Origin of the sequence: Pseudomonas sp. GM79 (assembly GCF_000282495.1) — a bacterium.
Lineage (GTDB): Bacteria > Pseudomonadota > Gammaproteobacteria > Pseudomonadales > Pseudomonadaceae > Aquipseudomonas.
Map to the genome: position 1 here is coordinate 47,191 of NZ_AKJE01000050.1, position 20,482 is coordinate 67,672.

General features: G+C 59.7%; 14 protein-coding genes. 8 read left to right on the forward strand and 6 right to left on the reverse strand.

Annotation, left to right across the window (positions count from 1 at the left end; all coding sequences use genetic code 11):
• The first annotated feature begins 201 nt into the window (after positions 1-201).
• From PMI36_RS14125 to PMI36_RS14110, 4 genes are all read left to right on the forward strand, one after another.
• Complete coding sequence (locus PMI36_RS14125) at positions 202-1,560, forward strand: HD domain-containing phosphohydrolase (protein ID WP_008072311.1); 1,359 nt, start codon at positions 202-204, stop codon at positions 1,558-1,560.
• A 207-nt stretch (positions 1,561-1,767) separates the two neighbouring features.
• Positions 1,768-2,202, forward strand: coding sequence for an NUDIX hydrolase (locus PMI36_RS14120; protein ID WP_008072312.1), 435 nt, complete (start codon positions 1,768-1,770; stop codon positions 2,200-2,202).
• A gap of 23 nt (positions 2,203-2,225) precedes the next feature.
• A complete protein-coding gene (locus PMI36_RS14115) occupies positions 2,226-2,864 on the forward strand; it encodes a LysE family translocator (protein ID WP_008072313.1) in 639 nt (212 codons plus the stop codon).
• A gap of 1 nt (position 2,865) precedes the next feature.
• Positions 2,866-3,363, forward strand: a complete 498-nt coding sequence (locus PMI36_RS14110; protein ID WP_008072314.1) for a GNAT family N-acetyltransferase — start codon at positions 2,866-2,868, stop codon at positions 3,361-3,363.
• Positions 3,364-3,509: 146 nt separating this feature from the next.
• Here PMI36_RS14110 and metR read toward each other — a convergent pair whose 3' ends face one another.
• Positions 3,510-4,427: a transcriptional regulator MetR gene (metR, locus tag PMI36_RS14105; RefSeq protein WP_007898547.1), complete on the reverse strand. Its 918-nt coding sequence runs from the start codon at positions 4,425-4,427 to the stop codon at positions 3,510-3,512.
• Between the two features lie 109 nt (positions 4,428-4,536).
• Between metR and metE the strand changes: the two genes are divergently transcribed.
• Positions 4,537-6,849 carry a 5-methyltetrahydropteroyltriglutamate--homocysteine S-methyltransferase gene (metE, locus tag PMI36_RS14100; protein ID WP_008072315.1) on the forward strand — a complete coding sequence of 771 codons (2,313 nt, stop codon included), beginning with the start codon at positions 4,537-4,539 and terminating at the stop codon, positions 6,847-6,849.
• A gap of 198 nt (positions 6,850-7,047) precedes the next feature.
• Here metE and PMI36_RS14095 read toward each other — a convergent pair whose 3' ends face one another.
• On the reverse strand, positions 7,048-12,621 hold the full coding sequence (locus PMI36_RS14095) for a dermonecrotic toxin domain-containing protein (RefSeq protein WP_008072316.1): 5,574 nt from the start codon (positions 12,619-12,621) through the stop codon (positions 7,048-7,050).
• Between the two features lie 252 nt (positions 12,622-12,873).
• On the opposite strand from PMI36_RS14095, the gene PMI36_RS14090 reads away from it, so the two are divergent.
• A complete protein-coding gene (locus PMI36_RS14090; protein WP_008072317.1) occupies positions 12,874-13,908 on the forward strand; it encodes an alpha/beta fold hydrolase in 1,035 nt (344 codons plus the stop codon).
• Between the two features lie 153 nt (positions 13,909-14,061).
• Here PMI36_RS14090 and PMI36_RS14085 read toward each other — a convergent pair whose 3' ends face one another.
• On the reverse strand, positions 14,062-14,418 hold the full coding sequence (locus PMI36_RS14085) for a DUF6124 family protein (RefSeq protein ID WP_008072318.1): 357 nt from the start codon (positions 14,416-14,418) through the stop codon (positions 14,062-14,064).
• A gap of 703 nt (positions 14,419-15,121) precedes the next feature.
• On the opposite strand from PMI36_RS14085, the gene PMI36_RS14080 reads away from it, so the two are divergent.
• Both PMI36_RS14080 and PMI36_RS14075 read left to right on the forward strand, forming a co-directional pair.
• On the forward strand, positions 15,122-15,817 hold the full coding sequence (locus PMI36_RS14080; RefSeq protein ID WP_008072320.1) for a hypothetical protein: 696 nt from the start codon (positions 15,122-15,124) through the stop codon (positions 15,815-15,817).
• On the forward strand, positions 15,814-16,722 hold the full coding sequence (locus PMI36_RS14075; protein WP_008072321.1) for a hypothetical protein: 909 nt from the start codon (positions 15,814-15,816) through the stop codon (positions 16,720-16,722). The genes PMI36_RS14080 and PMI36_RS14075 overlap by 4 nt, the downstream gene beginning before the upstream one ends.
• Positions 16,723-16,852: 130 nt before the next feature.
• Here PMI36_RS14075 and PMI36_RS14070 read toward each other — a convergent pair whose 3' ends face one another.
• From PMI36_RS14070 to PMI36_RS14060, 3 genes are read right to left on the reverse strand one after another with little or no spacing between them, the layout of a single operon-like run.
• Complete coding sequence (locus tag PMI36_RS14070; RefSeq protein WP_176466865.1) at positions 16,853-17,182, reverse strand: GlpM family protein; 330 nt, start codon at positions 17,180-17,182, stop codon at positions 16,853-16,855.
• An 8-nt stretch (positions 17,183-17,190) separates the two neighbouring features.
• On the reverse strand, positions 17,191-18,519 hold the full coding sequence (locus PMI36_RS14065) for a sigma-54-dependent transcriptional regulator (protein WP_008072323.1): 1,329 nt from the start codon (positions 18,517-18,519) through the stop codon (positions 17,191-17,193).
• Entirely contained in the window at positions 18,516-20,417 is a 1,902-nt protein-coding gene (locus tag PMI36_RS14060; RefSeq protein WP_008072324.1) for a sensor histidine kinase, read from the reverse strand. Before PMI36_RS14060 ends, PMI36_RS14065 begins: the two co-directional genes overlap by 4 nt.
• Between the last annotated feature and the right edge of the window lie 65 nt (positions 20,418-20,482).

A 20,482-nucleotide genomic window follows, 5' to 3' on the forward strand; every position in this document is an offset into this window, starting at 1 on the left:
TCCCTGATCGCAGGATGAAGCGGGTATCGTTTGGATCCGAGTGATCTGAGCATAGTCGCCCGGCCAGAAATGCGCCCGGTTGACTGAAACGAATCATTTCCGGGGTCGGGCTGAAAATCATCTAGCCTGTAGGTCAGGCTCGGGGCGCCAGGACGTTTGCCCCGCGCGCGACAAAGACACACGTTTTCTTGAGGTAATGCCATGGAAGAGCAACTCCCCACGACTGTGACCTATAAACCCAAGTTACTGCTGGTCGACGATGAGGAGTCGATTCTCAACAGTCTGCGCCGTCTGCTGCGCGGTCAGCCCTACGAGGTGCTGCTGGCCACCAGCGGTGCCCAGGCGCTGGAGATCATGGCGCAGCAGCCGATCGATCTGGTGATGAGTGACGCGCGCATGCCCAATATGGACGGCGCCACGCTGCTGGCTCATGTCCATCAGCGTTACCCCGACACTCTGCGGATCATGCTGACGGGTTATGCCGATCCGTCGGTCATTATCAAAGCCATCAATGGAGGGCAGATTCATCGTTACATCAGCAAACCCTGGCACGATGAGGAAATGCTGCTGACCCTTCGACAATCACTCGCCTATCAGCATTCCGAGCGTGAACGCTTGCGTCTGGTGCAGGAGACGTGGGATCAGAACGAGAAACTGAAGCTGCTCAACGCCACCCTGGAAAAACACGTCGCGGCCCGCACCAGCGAGCTGCAGCAGACCGCCGACATGCTGGACCTGGCCTACGAAGAGCTCAAACGCAGCTATGTCACGGGCACCGAGGTGTTTTCGTTGCTGGCCAACCTGCGCCTGCCGCCCGCCAAACAGACCAACCGGCAGATCATCGAACTGGTGCGGGTGTACTGCAAACTGCATGGCCTGGACGAAGGCAGCAGTCGTGACCTGACCATGGCCGCGGCGCTTTACAACATCGGGAAGTTGAGCTGGACCGACAGCATGATGAGCACGCCCTCGGACCTGCTGCATCACAATGACCGCGAGCGCTATCGGGGGTACCCGAAGCAGAGTGAGTCGCTGCTGATGACGCTCGACCCAATGAAGGATGCCGCTCGGCTGATCCTGCATCACCAGGAGCGTTGGGACGGCAGCGGTTTTCCGGATCGGCTCAAGGGCGAAGCGATTCCGTTCGGTTCGCGGTTGCTGAAACTGGCGGTGGATTTCATCGAGTTGCAGCGCGGGCTGATCCTCGAACGGCAGATGAACAGCGATGAAGCCCTGGTGTACATCCGCCAGTACGCCGGTCGCCTCTACGACCCGGAACTGGTGGCGGATTTCATTCAGGTCTGCGCCACTTATCTGAGCGACGTGACGCTGGCCGATCCGACGGTCAAGGTGCTGACCACCCGGGATCTGGCCGCGGGCATGATCCTGGCGCGCAATCTCAACGCTGACAACGGCATGCTGCTGCTCAATGCTGGCAAGGTGTTGAATGGGCCGCTGGTGGAGAAGTTGATCGCTTTCGAGGCGATGGAAGGTGCCAGGTACAGCATATTTGTGAAAGTGCCGGAGGAAGTGGAGGGCGCGCTTCTCGAGACGAGCTGAGCTTCCTGGCCTTTGCACAGATCCAGTGTGGGAGCGGGCTTGCTCGCGAAGACGGTTTTATATTCAACATTAATGTTGGCTGATACACCGCTTTCGCGAGCAAGCCCGCTCCCACATTATTTGGCGCTCGGCAGATAGTTTTCGGCGTGACGAAGAACCGGTACACATGTGATCCTTGCACCCTTTACCCAAGGCCAATCCTGATCCATGACGCTTCCATCCGCCGCTTCGCCCCGCCTCATCCGCATCGCCGCTGCCCTGCTGATCGGCCCCGACGGTCGCACCCTGCTGGTGCGCAAGCGCGGTACCCAGGCGTTCATGCAGCCGGGAGGCAAGATCGAGGCCCGTGAGCAACCGGCCCATGCCCTCGCTCGGGAGCTGGAAGAGGAACTGGGACTGGTCATCGATCCGGCGCAAGCCGCCTACCTGGGACAATTCTCGGCCCCGGCCGCCAATGAGCCGGGTTTTGTCGTACAAGCCGAACTCTTTCAATTGACCATCGACTCGCACGTTTCCCCTGCGGCGGAAATCGAAGAGGTGCGCTGGATCGATCCGGCCACCGACGGCGATGTCATGCTGGCGCCATTGACACGGGACCAGATATTGCCGTTTTATCGAGCCTCACTAAACGAAACCGCTTGATCGTCCAAGGACGGAGGATGCCCATGATCCCGCTTCAAGATTTGCTGATTTTCGCCGCGGCGGCGCTGCTGATGGTACTCACGCCCGGGCCAAACATGATCTACCTGATCTCTCGTTCAATTTGCCAGGGGCGCAAGGCCGGAGTGACTTCGTTGCTCGGCGTGGTTGCGGGGTTTTTAGTGCACCTGTTCGCGGCCGCTGCGGGTTTGACCGCGGTGTTCGTGGCAGTGCCGATGGCCTATGAAGTGTTGAAGTGGGCCGGTGCGTTGTACCTGCTGTGGCTGGCCTGGCAGGCGGTCAAGCCCGGTGCGCGTTCGCCGTTCGAGGCGCAGCAGTTGCCGGCGGACTCGTCCCGCAAGCTGATCACCATGGGCTTTCTCACCAGCGCGCTGAACCCGAAAATCGCGGTGTTTTACCTGTCGGTGTTTCCGCAGTTCATTACCCCTGAGCACGGTTCGGTGTTCACCCAGAGCATCATCCTCGGCCTGACCCAGATCAGCGTGAGCTTCAGCGTCAATCTGCTGATCGCGCTGTTTGCCGCGGGCATCGCCTCCTGGTTCGTCAACAACCCGAACTGGCTGGCGATGCAGCGTTACTTCATGGGCTTCGTGCTGTCCGGGCTGGCGGTGCGCTTGATGCTCGAGCAGCGGCGAGTGGCCTGAAATGTGGATTCAACGGCTTGATGCCAGCCACGCCCTGGATTACCGGGCGCTGATGCTTGAGGCCTATGACTTGCATCCCCAGGCGTTCACGTCCAGCGTGCGCGAGCGCGCGGTAATGCCGTTGAGTTGGTGGGAATCGCGCCTGACCGGCAAGCTGGACGTAGTGTTCGGGGCGTTCGAGAAGGGTGAGCTGGCGGGCATCGTCGGCCTGGCCTTCGAGTCTCGGGAAAAGGCCCGGCACAAGGCGACGCTGTTCGGCATGTACGTTTCGGGTGAGGTTCGGCAGCGCGGGCTCGGCTATCAACTGGTTCAGGCAGCGTTGGCTGAAGCCCAGGCTCACCAGGGCCTGAAGCTGATCCAGCTGACCGTTACCGCAGGCAACGAAGCCGCTTTCAAGCTGTATCAGCGATGCGGTTTCGTGCAGTTCGGTCTGGAACCATTGGCGGTGCGGGTCGGTGAGGACTACTTCGACAAGATCCACATGTGGCGTGAGATCTGAAACCACCTCGATCCAATGTGGGAGCGGGCTTGCTCGCGAAAGCGGTAGGTCAGCCAACATTTATGTTGAATATGAACCCGCCTTCGCGAGCAAGCCCGCTCCCACACTTGATCATCATTGCCCCAGCCATTTCGGGTGACAGAACATTAGCGAACTGCACTAACCCCATCCAGCGTCGAAAACGACGTGTCCTTGGCCGTCAGCAAAAAGTCGCGCATGTACGGTGCATCCAGCATGTCGGCGCGAATGCCGGCGTAGAGCGTTGCGAACAAGCCTTTCTCACCCAGTCGCTTGGCCTTCACATAGCCCCGTGAACTGTATTCATGCAGCGCCCAATGAGGCATGCCGCAGACGCCGCGACCGCTGGCCACCAGTTGCATCATCATCACCGTCAGTTCCGAGGTGCGCACCTGGGCCGGTTCGATGTCGGCCGGTTCCAGGAAGCGGGTGAAGATGTCCAGCCGATCACGCTCCACCGGGTAGGTGATCAAGGTTTCCGTCAGCAGATCTTCGGGCACGATGTACGGCTTGCTCGCCAGGCGATGCTGGTTAGCCACCGCGAGCATGGCTTCGTAGGTGAACAACGGCACGTAAGTGATCCCGACCAGTTCCAGCGGATCGGAGGTCACCACCAGGTCCAGGTCGCCTCGGGCCAGCGCCGGCAGCGGGGCGAAGGAGAACCCCGAGGCCAGGTCCAGCTCGACTTCCGGCCAGGCATCGCGGAACTGGTCGATGGTCGGCATCAGCCACTGAAAGCAACTGTGGCACTCGATCGCCATGTGCAAACGCCCCGCCGTGCCGCCGGCCAGCCGTGCGATGTCCCGCTCGGCACCGCGCAGCAGCGGCAGGGTGGCGTCGGCCAGTTGCAGCAGGCGCAAGCCGGCACTGGTGAAGCGCACCGGTTTGGTCTTGCGCACGAACAACGGCATGCCCATGCGCTCTTCCAGCTCCTTGAACTGGTGGGACAGTGCCGACTGGGTCAGGTGCAGGCGGTCGGCCGCATCCACCAGGCTGTCGGCTTCGCGCAGGGCGTGCAGGGTTTTCAGGTGACGGATTTCAAGCACCGGGGGGCTCCATGAGGAAAACTTGTGATCAACACGAAAAGGTTGAGTTTGTCTCATGTTGGGTGGGCTGTCGACAATAGCACCATCTTTTATAGGGAGGAATCTCACCATGGCCTTGGCCCACACACTTGGTTTTCCGCGCATCGGCGCTGACCGCGAATTGAAAAAAGCCCTCGAATCCTACTGGAAGGGTGATCTTGACCAGGACGCACTGAAAAGCGTCGGCCGCCAATTGCGCGCCACCCACTGGCAACTGCAGAAAGACGCCGGTATCGACCTGCTGCCCGTGGGCGACTTCGCCTGGTACGACCAGGTACTGACTCACTCCCTGACCTTCGGCGTGATTCCCGAGCGCTTCGACGGTGCCAAAGACTCCCGTGGCCTGCCGACCCTCGACACCCTGTTCGCCATGGCCCGTGGCGCTACCGCAGCCTGCTGCGGCGGTGAACATACCCAGGCGCAATACGCCCAGGAACTGACCAAATGGTTCGACACTAACTACCATTACCTGGTCCCGGAATTCACCGCTGATCAACAGTTCAAACTGAGCTGGGAACAGCTGTTCGACGAAGTCGACGAAGCCAAAGCCCTGGGCCACAACGTCAAACCGGTGATCATCGGCCCGTTGACTTACCTGTGGCTGGGCAAGGCCAAAGGCAATGACTTCGACAAGCTCGACCTGCTGGAGCGCCTGCTGCCGATCTACGGCGAAATTCTCGGTCGCCTCGCAGCCCAAGGCGTGGAGTGGGTGCAGATCGACGAACCGATCCTCACCCTCGACCTGCCACAGGCCTGGAAAAACGCCTTCGAACGCGCCTATCACATCCTCCAATACTCGCCGCTGAAAAAACTCGTAGCGACTTATTTCAGTGGCCTGGAAGACAACCTCGGCCTGGCTGTCAGCCTGCCAGTGCAAGGCCTGCACATCGACGCGGTGCGCGCACCGGATCAACTTGGCCAGGTGCTGGATCGTCTGCCGACCTACAAGATTCTCTCGGTGGGTCTGGTTAACGGCCGCAACGTCTGGCGCTGCGAGCTGGAGCAAGTGCTGGCGCAACTGCAGCCAGCCCAGGAACGCTTTGGCGATAACTTGTGGGTCAGCAGTTCCTGCTCGCTGCTGCACAGCCCCGTGGACCTGGACCGTGAAGACAAACTCGACCCGGAACTGAAAAGCTGGCTGGCGTTTGCCGTGCAGAAGTGCGGTGAAATCGCCGTGCTGCGTGATGCCCTCAACGATCCGCAATCGCCCAAAGTGCAAACCGCCCTGGCTGAAAGCCGCACCATTGCGGCCAGTCGCGCTCAATCTCCGCGTATCCACAAAGCGGATGTGCAGGCCCGAATCAATGCCATCGGCGCAGCGGACAGCCAACGCCTCTCACCATTTACCAAACGCATCGCACAACAACAGGCACGGCTGAAACTGCCGGCGTTCCCGACCACCACCATCGGTTCGTTCCCGCAAACCGCTTCGATCCGTCTGGCGCGCCAGGTCTTCAAGCAAGGCAAGCTGTCGGCCAACGATTACACCGATGCCATGCATAGCGAAATCCGCCACGCCGTGCAAATCCAGGAACGCCTGGGCCTGGACGTGCTGGTGCACGGTGAAGCCGAGCGCAACGACATGGTCGAGTACTTTGCCGAGCAACTGGACGGCTACTTGTTCACTCGGTTCGGCTGGGTCCAGAGCTACGGTTCGCGCTGCGTTAAACCGGCGATTATTTACGGCGATCTGAGCCGTCCGAAGCCGATGACCGTCGACTGGATCACCTACGCCCAGAGCCTCACCGACAAAGTCATGAAAGGTATGCTCACCGGCCCCGTGACCATGCTGATGTGGTCGTTCCCGCGCGAAGACGTCTCGCGCAAAATTCAGGCGCAGCAACTGGCCCTGGCCTTGCGTGATGAAGTGGTGGACCTGGAAAACGCCGGCATCAAGATCGTGCAGATCGACGAAGCCGCGTTCCGTGAAGGGCTGCCACTGCGCCGGGCGCAATGGCAGGAATACCTGGACTGGGCGGTGGAAGCCTTCCGCTTGAGTGCATCGGGCGTGCGTGACGAAACCCAGATACACACCCACATGTGCTACAGCGAATTCAACGACGTGATCGAGTCCATCGCCGCCATGGACGCCGACGTGATCACCATCGAAACCTCGCGCTCGGACATGGAATTGCTGGAAGCCTTCGAAGCGTTCGACTACCCCAACGACATCGGCCCGGGCGTCTATGACATCCACTCGCCACGGGTGCCGGACACGGTCGAGATGGTCAAATTGATGAGCAAAGCCGTGAAGCGCATTCCAGCCGAGCGCTTGTGGGTCAACCCCGATTGCGGTTTGAAAACCCGCGCCTGGCCGGAAACCGAAGCAGCGCTGGTAAACATGGTCGCGGCAGCACGGCAGTTGCGTAGCCAGCTGGCGTGAAGCGCCAGGAAGGAGCGGGGTAATCCCCAATGCCAGTCAGTTAATGCGCGGAACCTGTGGGAGCGGGCTTGCTCGCGAAAGCGGTGTATCAGGCAACATCAATGTTGACTGTGCCGCCGTCTTCGCGAGCAAGCCCGCTCCCACATGGATTGCGCCTTAACTGACTGGCATTGGGGGTAATCCCGCTCCTTTTTCTCATCAGAGGTTTTCGAAGTGTGGCAGCGCGGCAGATTGTTTGCCGATATCGGCGTAAGGCAGGTCGGCGTTGTCCGCGTGGGTGAGAAACCGATGTTGCGGTAATTTCAAGTGGGCTTTCTCGAATGCGCCGAATGCAGGTGCGGCCTTGTTGTAATGGAAGTGGGCGTACCACAGCACTTTCGCTGGTGTTTGCGTCAAGTTCCAGACTTCGTATTCCTGCATATAGTCAATTCGACCATTCGAGCGTCTGCCCAGGTTTTTGATCGGGCTGGTTTTACGGATATCTACCACGTTGTGCGTGACGAGGTCGTCGAGCATTCCATCGGTTGGTTTTTTAATCAGCAGCGACTGACGGGTTCGCAGTGCGCGACCGGTGGCAATCAGTTCGGTGGCCTTGTCGCGTAGCTGCTGGACAAGGGCATTGCCTGGAGCAATGTCCTCGATGCCAAGAGCGCGGCGTGTGAGTTCATTCGCCTCACTGATCATCATGTGCTCAAGGTCCACCGGGAGCATGTCTTGATCCGCGTAGGCTTGAACCCTGGTCTGGTAGGTTCCTTGCGATTGCAATCGGTGGCGGGCATCTGCCACTAACGGTTCAAGTTCTCTGCGAATGGAGTGGGATGGCTGTGGCTGTGGGTTCAAGAGGCGGAATTTACCGTCGCTCCCTTGTTCCCAGATTTCCATGTACCCACTTCGTCCCGTCAGGATGTATTGCCGCTTTTGTTTAGTCGTTTCCCAGCGCTCCACCCCGATCAACAATTGGTCGCCTTCAGTGGTGAACACTCTTTTGTTGCTGCGCCCTGGAATAGTCGGTGCAGGCAAATCAAGCGCCTTGCGCGCTCTCTCGGCCATTTTCGCGATGCCGTCCATCAATGACGGCACGTCATCCAGATGAAAATGCTGAGGATAGCTGGCAGTCCAGGCATTCATATCCCGACGAAATTGACTGTAGTACTCGATGCACTCTTGAAGGATCTGGTTACGCTGAGCCTTGGTAACATTGACTTCCGGCAGACTGAATTGGGTGAACAGGGCGCGGTCGACTTGGGCTCTTTTCACTTGTGCCTGGCTTTGGAGCCAGAACCAGGACACATCGTTGGCGGTGTCATAGCGTGTCACCATTTCCAGCAAGTTACCGGTTCTCATGTAAAGGAGGTTTGTCTCGCTGAGACGCCCGTTCAGCATTGTGACTTCCTGGGTCAGTTGGGCTTTGTGTGCCTTGACGGTAATTTTTTCGTACCAATAGTTAAGGTCCCGCATTTGGGCCTTGATGGTGTCGAGTTCCTTAATCGTTTCCAGTCGCAGCTTCCTGATATCCCCCAGCGCCCGCAACCGGTCGGAGAGCGCTGTAGCAGGCAATGTGTCCAGGCTCTCTATCAGCGCATCGATACTGTTCAGCAGCGGATCGGTTCGATGATTGGCAAAGAACAATTGTTGCTTGTACCTGTCGGTCAGTAACGCCGCGTCATCGCTTTGGATTTGCACAAGCGCGCGCTTTTTGTTGCCGTGGCTGAGTGGAAGCAGATCTGCTAGCGTCTGGTAGTGCTGTTTGGCTAACTCGATATCGGCGATGCAGGCTGTCTCAGCTTCGCGCATCAGCGCCTTGGGACGCTCTGGATTGGCGTTGTAGGCTTGCAGGGCGGCTTTGGTGCGCTTTACCTGGGTATCGAATTGCAGGGCGAGTCTATCGGCCTCTATGGTCAATGCATGATGGCGACGATAAGCATGGTCGCTCCACCAGCGAGGCAACCGTTCGCGCAGAGCCTGAGGCCATACCGGATCAAGCGTATCCGCCAGGTGCCCGAGCATGTTGCCGCCACCGAGCCCCCCGCCTTCGAACGTAACGCCATAAACGCCGAAATAAGTATCCCAGTGGCCTGCTTCATCGAGCGCGATGGGCTGTTTGTAGGTTTTTTGACTATTGCCGCTCAAGCGCCAGTTGCGTGAATCCTTGCTGCGCTCGACCTGGAAAATCCGTCCCTGGCGCACGATAAAATCACCCTCGGCATGGCGGTAGATATTGCGATAGGTCCCATGGGTTGCCGGCTGGAGTCCCGATAGGGAGACTGGCTGCTCATATTCGTAACCGGCGAAGCGTTCGGCCGCATACCGGGCCTGACGCATCGAGGGCATCCGTATCGCGGCCGCCGTTGTGCCCAACTTGTGAAGCTGGCGCGCGCGCGTGACGGAGCGGGCTGTCCGGGAAAGCGCCGAGACTGCAACTTCACCGGGGAGCAGATCCATGGCCGCGTCAATCAATGACAACAGCACCGACTCGACTTCCGCCAGGCCGTCACCCACGTCTGCGCGTAAAAAGGCCGCCACCGCCTGGTTTGCGGCGATCCAGACATCGTAGAGTGAGATAGCGGTCCCGACGAAAGGCACCAGTCCAAAAGCCATTTTTATGTAGTTGAAGGCGCGCGGGCCTTTCAGTGCGTAACGCTCCATGTACAGCGCGTCGTTGGCGCGGGAGGTGCCGCGATGAGTTTCGATCAGGCGACCCATATGAGCATTGACCAGGTGGGCGGCCAACGAGGTGGTCGCCGGCCAACGCAAGCCGACTCCGATCAACGCGTCGTAGTGTTTAAGCATGCTCTGCTTGATGCGGACTTCGTGGGCTCGTACGTCGCCCTGTAAGGCCCGGCCAGCCAGGTAGCCGACCCATTTGTCATGCAGACACAGGTTGAACAGGGCTTTGCGAGCGGTTTCCAGGCTGTCGTAACGGCGCAGGAATTGGCCATCGGGGCTGTCGGGCAGGTATAGCAGGGTGACCCCGCTGACCTGTTCCTCGATGAAGTTCACGCCAGACAAAGTCACGGGGCCTTCATTGGGTGTGTCCTTGCCACCCACGCTCAAGTGGGCCGGCAGCAATACGATGCGCTTGCCATCGGTGCGCCAGGCTTCGGGGTTGTCGGCGTCGATGGCGATGTTCAGGACCTGCAGGTCGTTTTGGTCGATCTGCTTTTGCAAGAGGGCGCTCTCACCCTGCAATTTGAGCATCAGAGCCCAGGGCTCGATCAGGCTCTCGCGGTGATGCTCTTTGCTGAAGACGGACTCGGTGGCCGCCCCCGTGAACGCGTCGCGGATCAGCGTTTCGTATGCCTTGGGCAAGTCGAGCTCCGGCAGGACCCTCATCAGATAATCACGGGTGATGCCGCTTTTCAGGGCCTGGGCTTCTGACTTGTTCGCCGCAGTAACCTCCACCTGCATGAAGCTCAATCGCAGGGAAAGGGGTTCCAGGTTCATCGACGGTGTGTTGTCTATATTGTGTTGGGCCAGATCCTCGAGAGACATCCTGCTACGCGTCACACTTGGAATCAGCACGAGTTTTTGCGGGGTTCCTGGCGCTCCGGGAGCGGGATCGAGATGCTTTGCCCATTTCACCGAATCGGGCAAGTCGAGCTTCACGTCGAAATGGCCCTTGATCGAGAAGTCCTTGCGCAGACGGGCGTGCAAGTGTTTGCGGGTGAAGTTGTCACGGGGTTCCAGGGCGACTGTTATCAGTTCGTGGCTGCGTTGCATCGCCGTGATGTATGCCTCGATCAGTCGCTTGAGCCTGGTACGGTCAGCCTCGGTCAGTGCACTGAGCCAATTTGGCAGGTTGGAGGCGAGGATATTGCTGAGGTCTTGCTCTTGCAGGTGGGCGAAAGCAAGGTTCCTGGCGGCATGCACCGGAACCTGCAACGTGGCGCGGGCGTGTTTACGCAAGATCTCCAGTTGTTCGGCACGCTGCGCGGCCTGGGCCGGCTCGGCGTGACGCTGGCGTAGCGCGCCGGCCTGTTCTTCGAAATCGCTGGTCAGTTGATTCAGCCCGTACGTCAGCGCGTCGCCAGGAATTTTATTCAGATGCAACGTCAGTGCATTGTCCTGCTGATGAATCTGCAATACCTGGCGTTCAAGCTCACGACGGTTGGCAAATCGTTGCAGACCACCGCCGGTGCCAGACCAGTAGAGCAGCACGCTGTGCGGCGAATTGGCATCGGTCAGCGCATCCGCTCGGGTGACGATAAATGCGCCGTTGAGTTCCTGGGCGGTGACCGTGGTTTTGTCACCGCTCTGTTCGGTCATCGATAGAGTCAGGCTGGCCGCGACCGGGTCCGGACCTGGATTGTCGGGAGTGTCCAGCAAGGCCTTGAGCAGGCTGTACTCCTCGTCACTGAGTTGTTTAAGAGCCAGTTGGAGCCTGGCTTCTGCGTGCAGACCGGCCTTATGGGCGCTGTGCAGGGCGGTGAACGCCTGCTGGAACGTGACCACATCCAGTGGGCGCGATCGATAAAGCAACGCAGAGGCGGCCTTGTCTGCGGCTTCTTCGGCGGTTTCCAACGCTTTGAGCGAGTCTTTGAACGGTTGCAGGCCCTGGCCATCTCCTACCTCTGCCACCCATATTTCGAGCGCATCGCGCTGCTTGTTCAGCGCGGCCCGGCGCAGTGACAAGGGGATATCCGCATATAGGCTGCCAAACAGTGGCTGTTCACCGGCCACAGTGTCGTCATCGGCGGTTTCCAGCTTGGGGGGTGAGGCGAGAATGGCAGTCTTGCCGCGCTCTTGGTCAACCTGGTCAACCAGGGCGAGGGATTGCGCACCGTGCTCCGCCAACCCGGGCTTGTCGAGGGTTGCGTGGTGTAACGCGCTGACCTGAGCCGGCTGGCAGGCCGCAAACAGGTCGCTTGCGCCCACGCCCATGGGGTCGGTTTTGGCGGTGTATTCAAAGCGAACGTTATCGGTGGACAAACCGGGCGGGACGAGTGCCTGTCGCAGAAGCCATGCCTCCATGTCGCTGCGTTGACTGAAAAGTTGAATGGCGACGGGCCGGCAAGGCAGATACAGCCATTGACTGCCGCTGGCCGCCTCGCCTGTGGTGATGACCCATGCGCCTGGGAGTTCGACTCGGCTGAGGTTGCTCAATACCAGGACCAATTGCTCGGTATGGACAGGCTGGCCGTCCAGCGTCAGAGCACCGAGGGGCGGATCAATGATCAACAACAGGGGTTTGAGCTGTTCCGCCGTCAGGGTTCTCTGGGCGAATGCCAGTTGGACGCTCGCTTCGAAATGCTGACGGTAAAGCTGTATTGCCCGTTGTTTACGCGACACCGCAGTGTTGGGGGCACGCGTGTTCCAGTAGGTTGCCCAGCGCTCGCGGTGCGACTGTTCAGGGTTGAGTGTCTTGAGTCGTTCGAGCATTTGCAGTGGAGTCAGGTTCGACAGGGGATGAGTCTGATTCAGACCGGTCACTTGACAGCGCTCATCGAGCGTCGTCTCCAGAGTCGGGTGTTGCAGGACGAAGGCGCAGGCATCGGTGAAGCTGACAAACCGTTGCGGATGCTCCTGTGTGGCGACGAAGAGCAAGCCAGCTTGTTGCCCGGCCAGATCGAGTTTCTGTTTCAACAGTTGAGTGAGCGTGTCACGCATTCCCGGACTGGCGGCAAGAAGCTCGCGCAAGCCCTCGCTGCTTTCGCGCCAGCGTGCCGAAGCATGCAGAAACAGGCTTTCGTCGTAGAGAGGCGGCAGCGCGGATGGGGTAGGTATGAGGATCGGCGCCGGGTTGGGGAAGTCGAAAAGAAGTCTATCGGTCATATCAACATGGCTCGGTGCGAGGAGCGGCGGTTCCACTCCATTTGCGAGCCATTTAAGGAAAGTTCTCGGGGACGGTGGCGGTAAATAGTTATCGCATCAGAGGCGGATGTGATCGAACGCACCTCGTGCAATCGGGCTGTCACGATGACCGCTCGGCAATCTTCATCAAACTGTCACGTAACTGTGGCAGCGCGCTTGAACAAACTTCATCAGACTCGCGCTCTACTGGAGTTCTGCGTTTCGGTGTTTTTCATGCGTGCTTTATTGTTATCGGCGGCCACTTTTCTGGCCGCTTTATTGTTCAGCTTGCCGTCCCTGGCGGCTTCGCGGTGCGATGTCAATGTTCCGACCGAGCGGGTCGATCTGGAGCAGGTGAGCCTGGCCTACCAGAGCATTGGCCGTGCCTCGGACCCTGCGTTGTTGCTGGTGATGGGCCTGGGCGGGCAGTTGATTCACTGGCCGGACGAGGTGGTGGTTGCGCTGTGTCAGCAGGGGTTTCGGGTCATCCGCTATGACAATCGCGATGTGGGCCTCTCGACTTGGCGGCAGGCGCCGGTCGACGCCAACCTGACGTTCGAAGTGCTGCGCTACAAACTCGGTTTGCCGGTATCGGCGCCGTACACCCTGACCGACATGGCAGACGATGCGTTTGGGTTGATGGATGCCTTGCACGTCGAGCAATTCCACGTGTTGGGCGCCAGCATGGGCGGGATGATCGCCCAACATATGGCGGCCATGGCACCGCAGCGTGTCGAGAGCCTGACCTTGCTGATGACCAGCTCGGGTGCCGAAGGTTTGCCGGCGCCGAGTGCGGCGCTGGTGCAGTTACTCGCGCGACGTGGTGCGCCGAATCGTGAAGTGGCACTGGAGCAACAGGCCGACTTGCTGGCAGCACTGGGCAGCCCGGCGGTGAGCGATGACCGGCAGGCGTTGCTGCAGCAGGCGGCGCAGTCTTATGACCGGGCGTTCAACCCGGAGGGCGTGAAGCGCCAGATCATGGCGATCCTCGCTGAACGGAGCCGTGTGGCGCTGCTCAATCAATTGCGGGTGCCGACGCTGGTGGTTCACGGCACCGCCGATCCATTGTTGCCGGTGATGCACGGCGTACACCTGGCGGCGCACATTCGCGGCAGTCAGTTGAAGCTGATCCCGGGGCTGGCCCATCGTTTTCAGGAGGCGTTCAAGGCGCCGTTGCTGGCGGCGGTGTTGCCGTATTTGCAGGCCCACCGCGAAGACACCTCACACTGGGCGCAGATCGATCCAGTGGCCGAACACAATCTTCTGTAACACCCAAATCCAAACTGTGGGAGCGGGCTTGCTCGCGAAGGCGGTGTATCAGTCAAAGCAGATGTCGACTGACACACCGTCTTCGCGAGCAAGCCCGCTCCCACATTTGAGCTTCTGTGTTAGTGGAACCTCATTGGTCAGTCAGGTCGCCAATTACGTTGGAACGAAGTTATCCAGCATCCGGTTCACCGCCAGTTCACCCAGCATGACCGAGTTCTGGATGCCGAGCACGGTGTTGCGTTGCGGGCCGTTCAGCTGCCCCGCGAAATCACTCAGCATCACACTCGCCGCCGCCAGCGATTCGCAGGCGTTGACCAGCAGGGTTTCGTTGTTGGCGTCGGGGGCGATGAGGTAAAGGGTGCTGGGTTTGCGTGGGGTGTCTTTGGGAATGACCGGTTTGAGGTAGTAATCGAGGGCGCGGTCGGCGGCTTCGTTGAGCTTTTTGGAGCCTGGGGTTTCGTACGGGGAAACGTCGTCGGTTTCCGGTGGGTTTGGAGTGATTTTGAACATTGAACTGGTACTCCTGTTAGTAGAGCTGCAACTCATCTCGCTACTAAACGGAATGGGGAGGCAGCTGTGCGCAAGTTAGTAGACCGGCCTCCAGTCAAAACCGGCGCGCCCGAGGGCACCATGCGCACAGCCACCATCAAGTGCAGGCGAATGCCTGACTGGATGACACTTATGCGACCGGAAAGAAATGCCGGGCTACTAAACCCGATCACTGGGAATCAGTGACACGAACCAAGTTACCGACGGGCCTCCAGGCGCACAAGCCGGCGGATTCTGACGTGGTTGTAGGCGACGGCGCAAGGCGCTGTAGCTTTCAGGAAGTAACGCTAAACAGAACTAAACACGCTCTCCAGAACACCCCAAAACCTGTGGGAGCGGGCTTGCTCGCGAATGCGGTGCTTCAGTCAATGCAGATATCGACTGACACGACGCCTTCGCGAGCAAGCCCGCTCCCACAAGGGATCTGCTGCGCGCTTTGGCCCCTCGGGGGTATCGTTCGAACTTTCCGGCGCGATCAAGCCTGTGAGGTAAATGATGAGTACCCCCCTGAAAATCGATTTCGTCAGCAACATGTCCTACCTCTGGTGCGAGTGACGCCAAGGGCGGAACCGCCGAATCGAAAAAATATATCAATGTGCCACTATGGTTTTTACCGGTGCTGCCGACATAGGCAACATCGTTAATAATCATAGGGACTTGATCCATGACTCTTCACGCTCTACGCACTTGGGCAGCACTGACATTGCTCGCCTGCCTGACCCTCACTGGCTGTGCCCATGTGCAACCTCCAGTGCCGCTGGACCACCAATTCTGGGATGCCAAAGAGCCGACTATCGGCGTGGCGATCACCGTAGTGCCAGAACCGGTGCTGGCGTTGACCGGCAATCAGGGGATTCTCGATTACGCCATCAACAAGGGCGTTAACAACAAGCTCAGTGACAACGTCGAAAAATGGCAAGTGGGCGACCTCAACACCTTGCCCGATGTCCTTGTCGCCAAGCTGCAGGCCAAGGGTTACAAAGCCAAGCGGATCAACGAGCCGTTCGACCTGAAGATGTATAAGGAAACCAGTTTCCGCGAAGGCTACATGACCCGTGACATGACGCCGGTCAAGGCCGCCTACGGCGTTGATCGTCTGCTGCTGGTGAATGTTTACGCCACCGGCGCTACACGCAGCTACTACAGCATCGTGCCGACCAGCGTGCCGATGGCGCAGGTGGGCGGACAGGGCATGGTGATCGATCTGGCAGACAACAAATTGCTGTGGTTCAAACCCTTTGTCGCTACGCAAGCCGCCCAGGGCGAGTGGGACGAGCCGACCTACACCAACCTGTCCAACGCGTTCTATCAGGCTGTGGACAATAGCCGTCAGCAAATGATCACCCCGTTCACGCAATGAAGCGCCTGCCTATAGTGGCCGGTGCGCTGGCCCTGCTGATGCTGACGGGGTGTGCGCAAAAACCGGCTCCCGAGGCCGGTTTCAAGGACCAGAGTGCCTTGCCTTACGTCCAGGCCCACGGCCTTAAGGTCGATGTGCAGTTGCCGCCATCCTTTGTGGGGGCCAGCACCGTGATCGACTCCCAGGCGGCTTTGAAGGCTGCATCGTCGAGTCATAATCTGGTGGCGAGTTCGGGCAACACTGCCGGGCTTGCCGGCTTGTTGGTCGCCAGCCTGATCAACACCCAAATGGGCAGCGGCAGCTTGCAGCGCGATGCGGAAAAAACCGCGCTCAAGGAAGCGCGACCGATGGCCGACTTGCTTGCAGGCGTTCCGTTGCAGGAGCGTCTGCAAAAGCGCTATCAACAGGCTTCGCAAGTGGCCGGGTTCAAGCAGGGAGAAGGGCAGGTCACCGCGCGCTTGGTGATAGAGCCCAAACTGATGCTTACCCCCGATCGCGGCAGTTTCGTGCTGGTCAACCAGGTGCAAGTCCAGGACATTGCCGGTTCGGCGCTGTATCGCATGCGGATCGAAGTGGTCAGCCAGCCGATTCGGCGCTGTGGCAAGCAGTGCATCGACGACGGCAGTCTCGATTTGGCGAAGGTCACGGCCGTGCTCGACGAGTGTATCGACGAATCGATGCGCGTTTTGTCCACCGACCTGATGCAGCCGGCACCGCCAGCGGCAGCCCAGGAAACCTTGCGTTATGTGCTTGATGGCCAGCGAGTGGTCGAGCGTGGTTATCAACTGGCCAACAACGGTAACTACTGGCGTTATCGCAACCTCTACGGGTCGGTGAAGTCAGTGCCGGTGCCGTTTGAAGATGCATTGACGCAAGCGCAGTTGCAGAAGGTTTACGGGCAGTAACCAAGAAACTTGCCCGTACCCCGTACCCGTAGGAGCTGCCGAAGGCTGCGATCTTTTGATCTTGATTTTTTCTAGACCGCTGCAGGTCAAGATCAAAAGATCGCAGCCTGCGGCAGCTCCGGGGGGCGTGTCAGCCGTGGAGGCGAACCCACACGCTGACCAGCACCGTCGCCGCCATCAACCACGCCACCGCCGCCACCGCCAACGAAGCCTCCAGCCGCATCCGGTCGACCATCACATACAAGGTCGCCAGGTAGACGAAGTACGGAATGATCGACCACATGCCAAACACGATGGTGGTTTTCAGATCATCCAGCGAACGACCCTTGCCGACGATGTAATGAGCGATCAGTGCAAAGGTCGGAAACAGCGGCACCAGGCCGGCGATGTAATAGTTTTTGGTCTTGGCCAACATGGCGAGAATCACCACCACCGCCGCGCCCAGGGTTGCTTTGAAAATCAGATCCATCAGTGGCTCAACCCGTATTTCTTCACTTTGTCGAACAGCGTGGTCTTGGCCATCCCCAGTTCCTGGCTGGCCTGGGTCAGGTTGCCGCCGCTGCGCTGCAAGGCGTCGCTGAGCAGGTTGCGTTCGAAGGCTTCCACCGCTTCGGCGAAGGCCAGGCCCTGGTTGCTGCCGCTGGCGCCGGTTTTTTTGAAGGCCGGCAGGCCCAATGCGAAACGCTCGGCAACGTTGCGCAATTCGCGCACGTTGCCTGGCCAGTCGTGGCTCATCAGGTTCGACAGGGTCTGGTTGTCCAGCTCCGGCACCGCGCGGTCGAAGCGCAGGGATGACTGCTGCAGGAAGTGTTCGAACAGTTGCAGGATGTCTTCGCGGCGTTCGCGCAGCGGCGGCAGTTCCAGGGTTACCACGTTCAGGCGGTAATACAGGTCGCTGCGAAACTCGCCGGCCTTGCTCGATTGATCCAGATCGGACTTGGTCGCGGCGATCACCCGGCAATCCACCTCGACGCTCTGGTTCGAACCGAGGCGTTCGAGGGTGCGCTCCTGCAACACCCGCAGCAGTTTGATCTGCAACGGCAGGGGCATGCTTTCCACTTCGTCGAGGAACAGCGTGCCGCCGTGGGCATGTTCGATCTTGCCAATCCGCCGCTTGCCGGCCCCGGTGAAGGCGTTGGCCTCGTGGCCGAATATTTCACTTTCGAACAGGTTCTCCGGCAGGCCACCGCAGTTCAGCGCGACGAACTGTTTGGTGTGCCGACGGCTGAAGTCGTGCAGGCAGCGCGCAACCAATTCTTTACCGGTACCGGTCTCGCCTTCGATCAGCACGTTGGCCGAGGTATCGGCGACGTTGGCGATCAGTTCCCGCAGGTTCTGCATGGCCGGCGAGCGCCCGATGATCCGGCCTTCGAGGGAGTCGCGCTCGAACAGCTGTCGACGTAACGACGACACTTCCCGCGCCAGGCTGCGTTGCTCCAGCGCCCGGCGGGCGACGTCCACCAGACGCTCCGGGGAGAAGGGTTTCTCCATGAAGTCGTAGGCGCCTTTTTGCATGGCGCCGACGGCCATGGAGATGTCGCCATGGCCGGTAATCAACACCACCGGCAGGCTGCGATCGCGGGCCTTGAGCCGGGTCAGCAGTTCCAGGCCGTCGATGCCCGGCAGGCGGATGTCGCTGATGACGATGCCGGCGAAGTTATCGCCGACACGTTCCAGCGCTTCTTCGGCGCTGCCGACGCCCACGCAGGGAATGTCTTCCAGGGTCAGCGCCTGTTGGCAACCGAGCAGGACATGGGGGTCGTCTTCGACGATCAGCACACTAAGGTCGTTGTTCATATTGGCTCGGCGGGAGTGGGGCTTACCAACGGTAAACTGAGAACGAAGGTGGTACCACCGCTGGCCGGGTGTTCGACACCCAGATGCCCGCCAGTGGCGGCGGCCAGGCTGGCGGAAAGCGTCAGGCCGAGGCCCAGGCCTTGTTCGCCGGGTTTGGTGGTGAAGAACGGTTCGAACAGATGCTTGCGCGCTTCGGCATCGATGCCGTGGCCATTGTCACGTACCCGCAGGCGATACTTGCCGTCGAATTCTTCGGCTTCAAGCCACAACTCCGGCTGGGGCTGCGACTGCATGGCGTCGAGTGCGTTGCCGATCAGGTTGACCAGGATCTGCTCCAGACGAGTCTGGTCGATCTGTACCTGTACGTCTTCGAGGTCGCGGTGCAATTGCAGGTGCGCGCTTTCCATCCGGCTGCCCAGCAATTGCAGGGCGGCGTCCACGGCTTTGCCAAAACTGGCCTGGCCCTTGTCATCACCGCGCCGGGCGAAGGAACGCAGGCTGGCGGTGATCCGGCCCATGCGGTCGATCAGTTCATTGATGGTCTTGAGGTTGGTGCTGGCCACATCCAGCTGACCGCGTTCCAGAAAGCGCACGGTATTGCCGGACAAGGTCCGCAAGGCGGCCAGCGGCTGGTTCAATTCGTGGGCGATGCTGGTGGACATCTGGCCGATGGCCGCCAGTTTGCCGGCCTGGACCAGTTCATCCTGGGCGCGGCGCAATGTCTCTTCCGCCTGCCGGCGTTCACGGATCTGGCCCTTGAGCCGTTCGTTGCTGGCGCGCAGGTCGGTGGTGCGTTCGGTAATCCGACGCTCCAGTTGATTGTTGGCTTCCTGCAAGGCTTCCCGCGCCGCGAGGCGGGTGGCGATCACCTTGCGCCGCTCGTTCCAGGCGATCAGCAGAAACGCCACCAAGGCAAACGCCACCGCCACCAGGATCCCCTGATTGATCGCTTCACGTCGCAAATCCTGCAGGGGGGTGAGCAGGGTGAAATTCCATGGGGTGTCGCTCAGCGGCCGGGTTTGCGAGAGGTAGCTGATGTTCTCTTCATCGGACATCAATTCGCTGTTGGCGGGGAAGGTCAGTTTTTCCTCGCCTTCAGCCAGTTTCTCCCGCGCCAGCGGTTGCAGCTCGTTCAGCGGAAACCAGTAGTACTGCAGGCTACGGGCCAGTTTTTCCTTGGTTTCCTCGCTTAATGGCACAACCGATTTAAGCCGCCGCGCCGGATCGCTGGAGAGAATGATGATCCCGTTCTCGTCGCTGACGAAGGCTTCCAGACGCGCACGCTGCCAGCGTTCTTCCATGGCTTCGAGGCGGACCTTGACCACGGCGACACCGATGATCTTGCCGTGCTCTTCAAGCCCGTGCGCCAGGTAATAGCCGGGTTCCCCACTGGTGCTGCCAATGCCGTAGAAACGCCCCGGCTGACCGCGCACGGCATTCTGGAAATAGGCGCGGAAGGACAGGTCTTCACCCAGATAACTGTCGACATCGCGCCAGTTGCTGGTGGCCAGTACGCGACCGGTGGTGTCCATCACATAGATAGCCCGACTGCGGCTGCGCCGGTTCAGGCCTTCAAGGTATTCGTTGACCGTCTGCCGGAGTTCCGGCGACGGGTCGGCCAACAGCTTGGAAACACTGGATTCGAGTTCCAGCAGGCTGGGCAGGTAGGTGTACTTGCTGATCTCGCTTTCGACGGCGCGGGCGTGCAGTTCCAGCTGACGCTGGCCGTTCTCGCTGAGGCTGCGAATTCCGTAGTGTTCACTGACCCAGAAGCCGATGTAACCCAATCCGATCATCAGGGCGATGACCAGTGGCGGCAGGAACAGATGGCGAATCAAACGGGGTTTCACGGCGAGTGATGGCGGCGCGGCGCGATAGAGAGTGGAGTCGCATTTCATCACAGATGCCTTGGGTCAACCACAACACAAATATCCAAGACACCACCGGCCCAATGTGGGAGCGG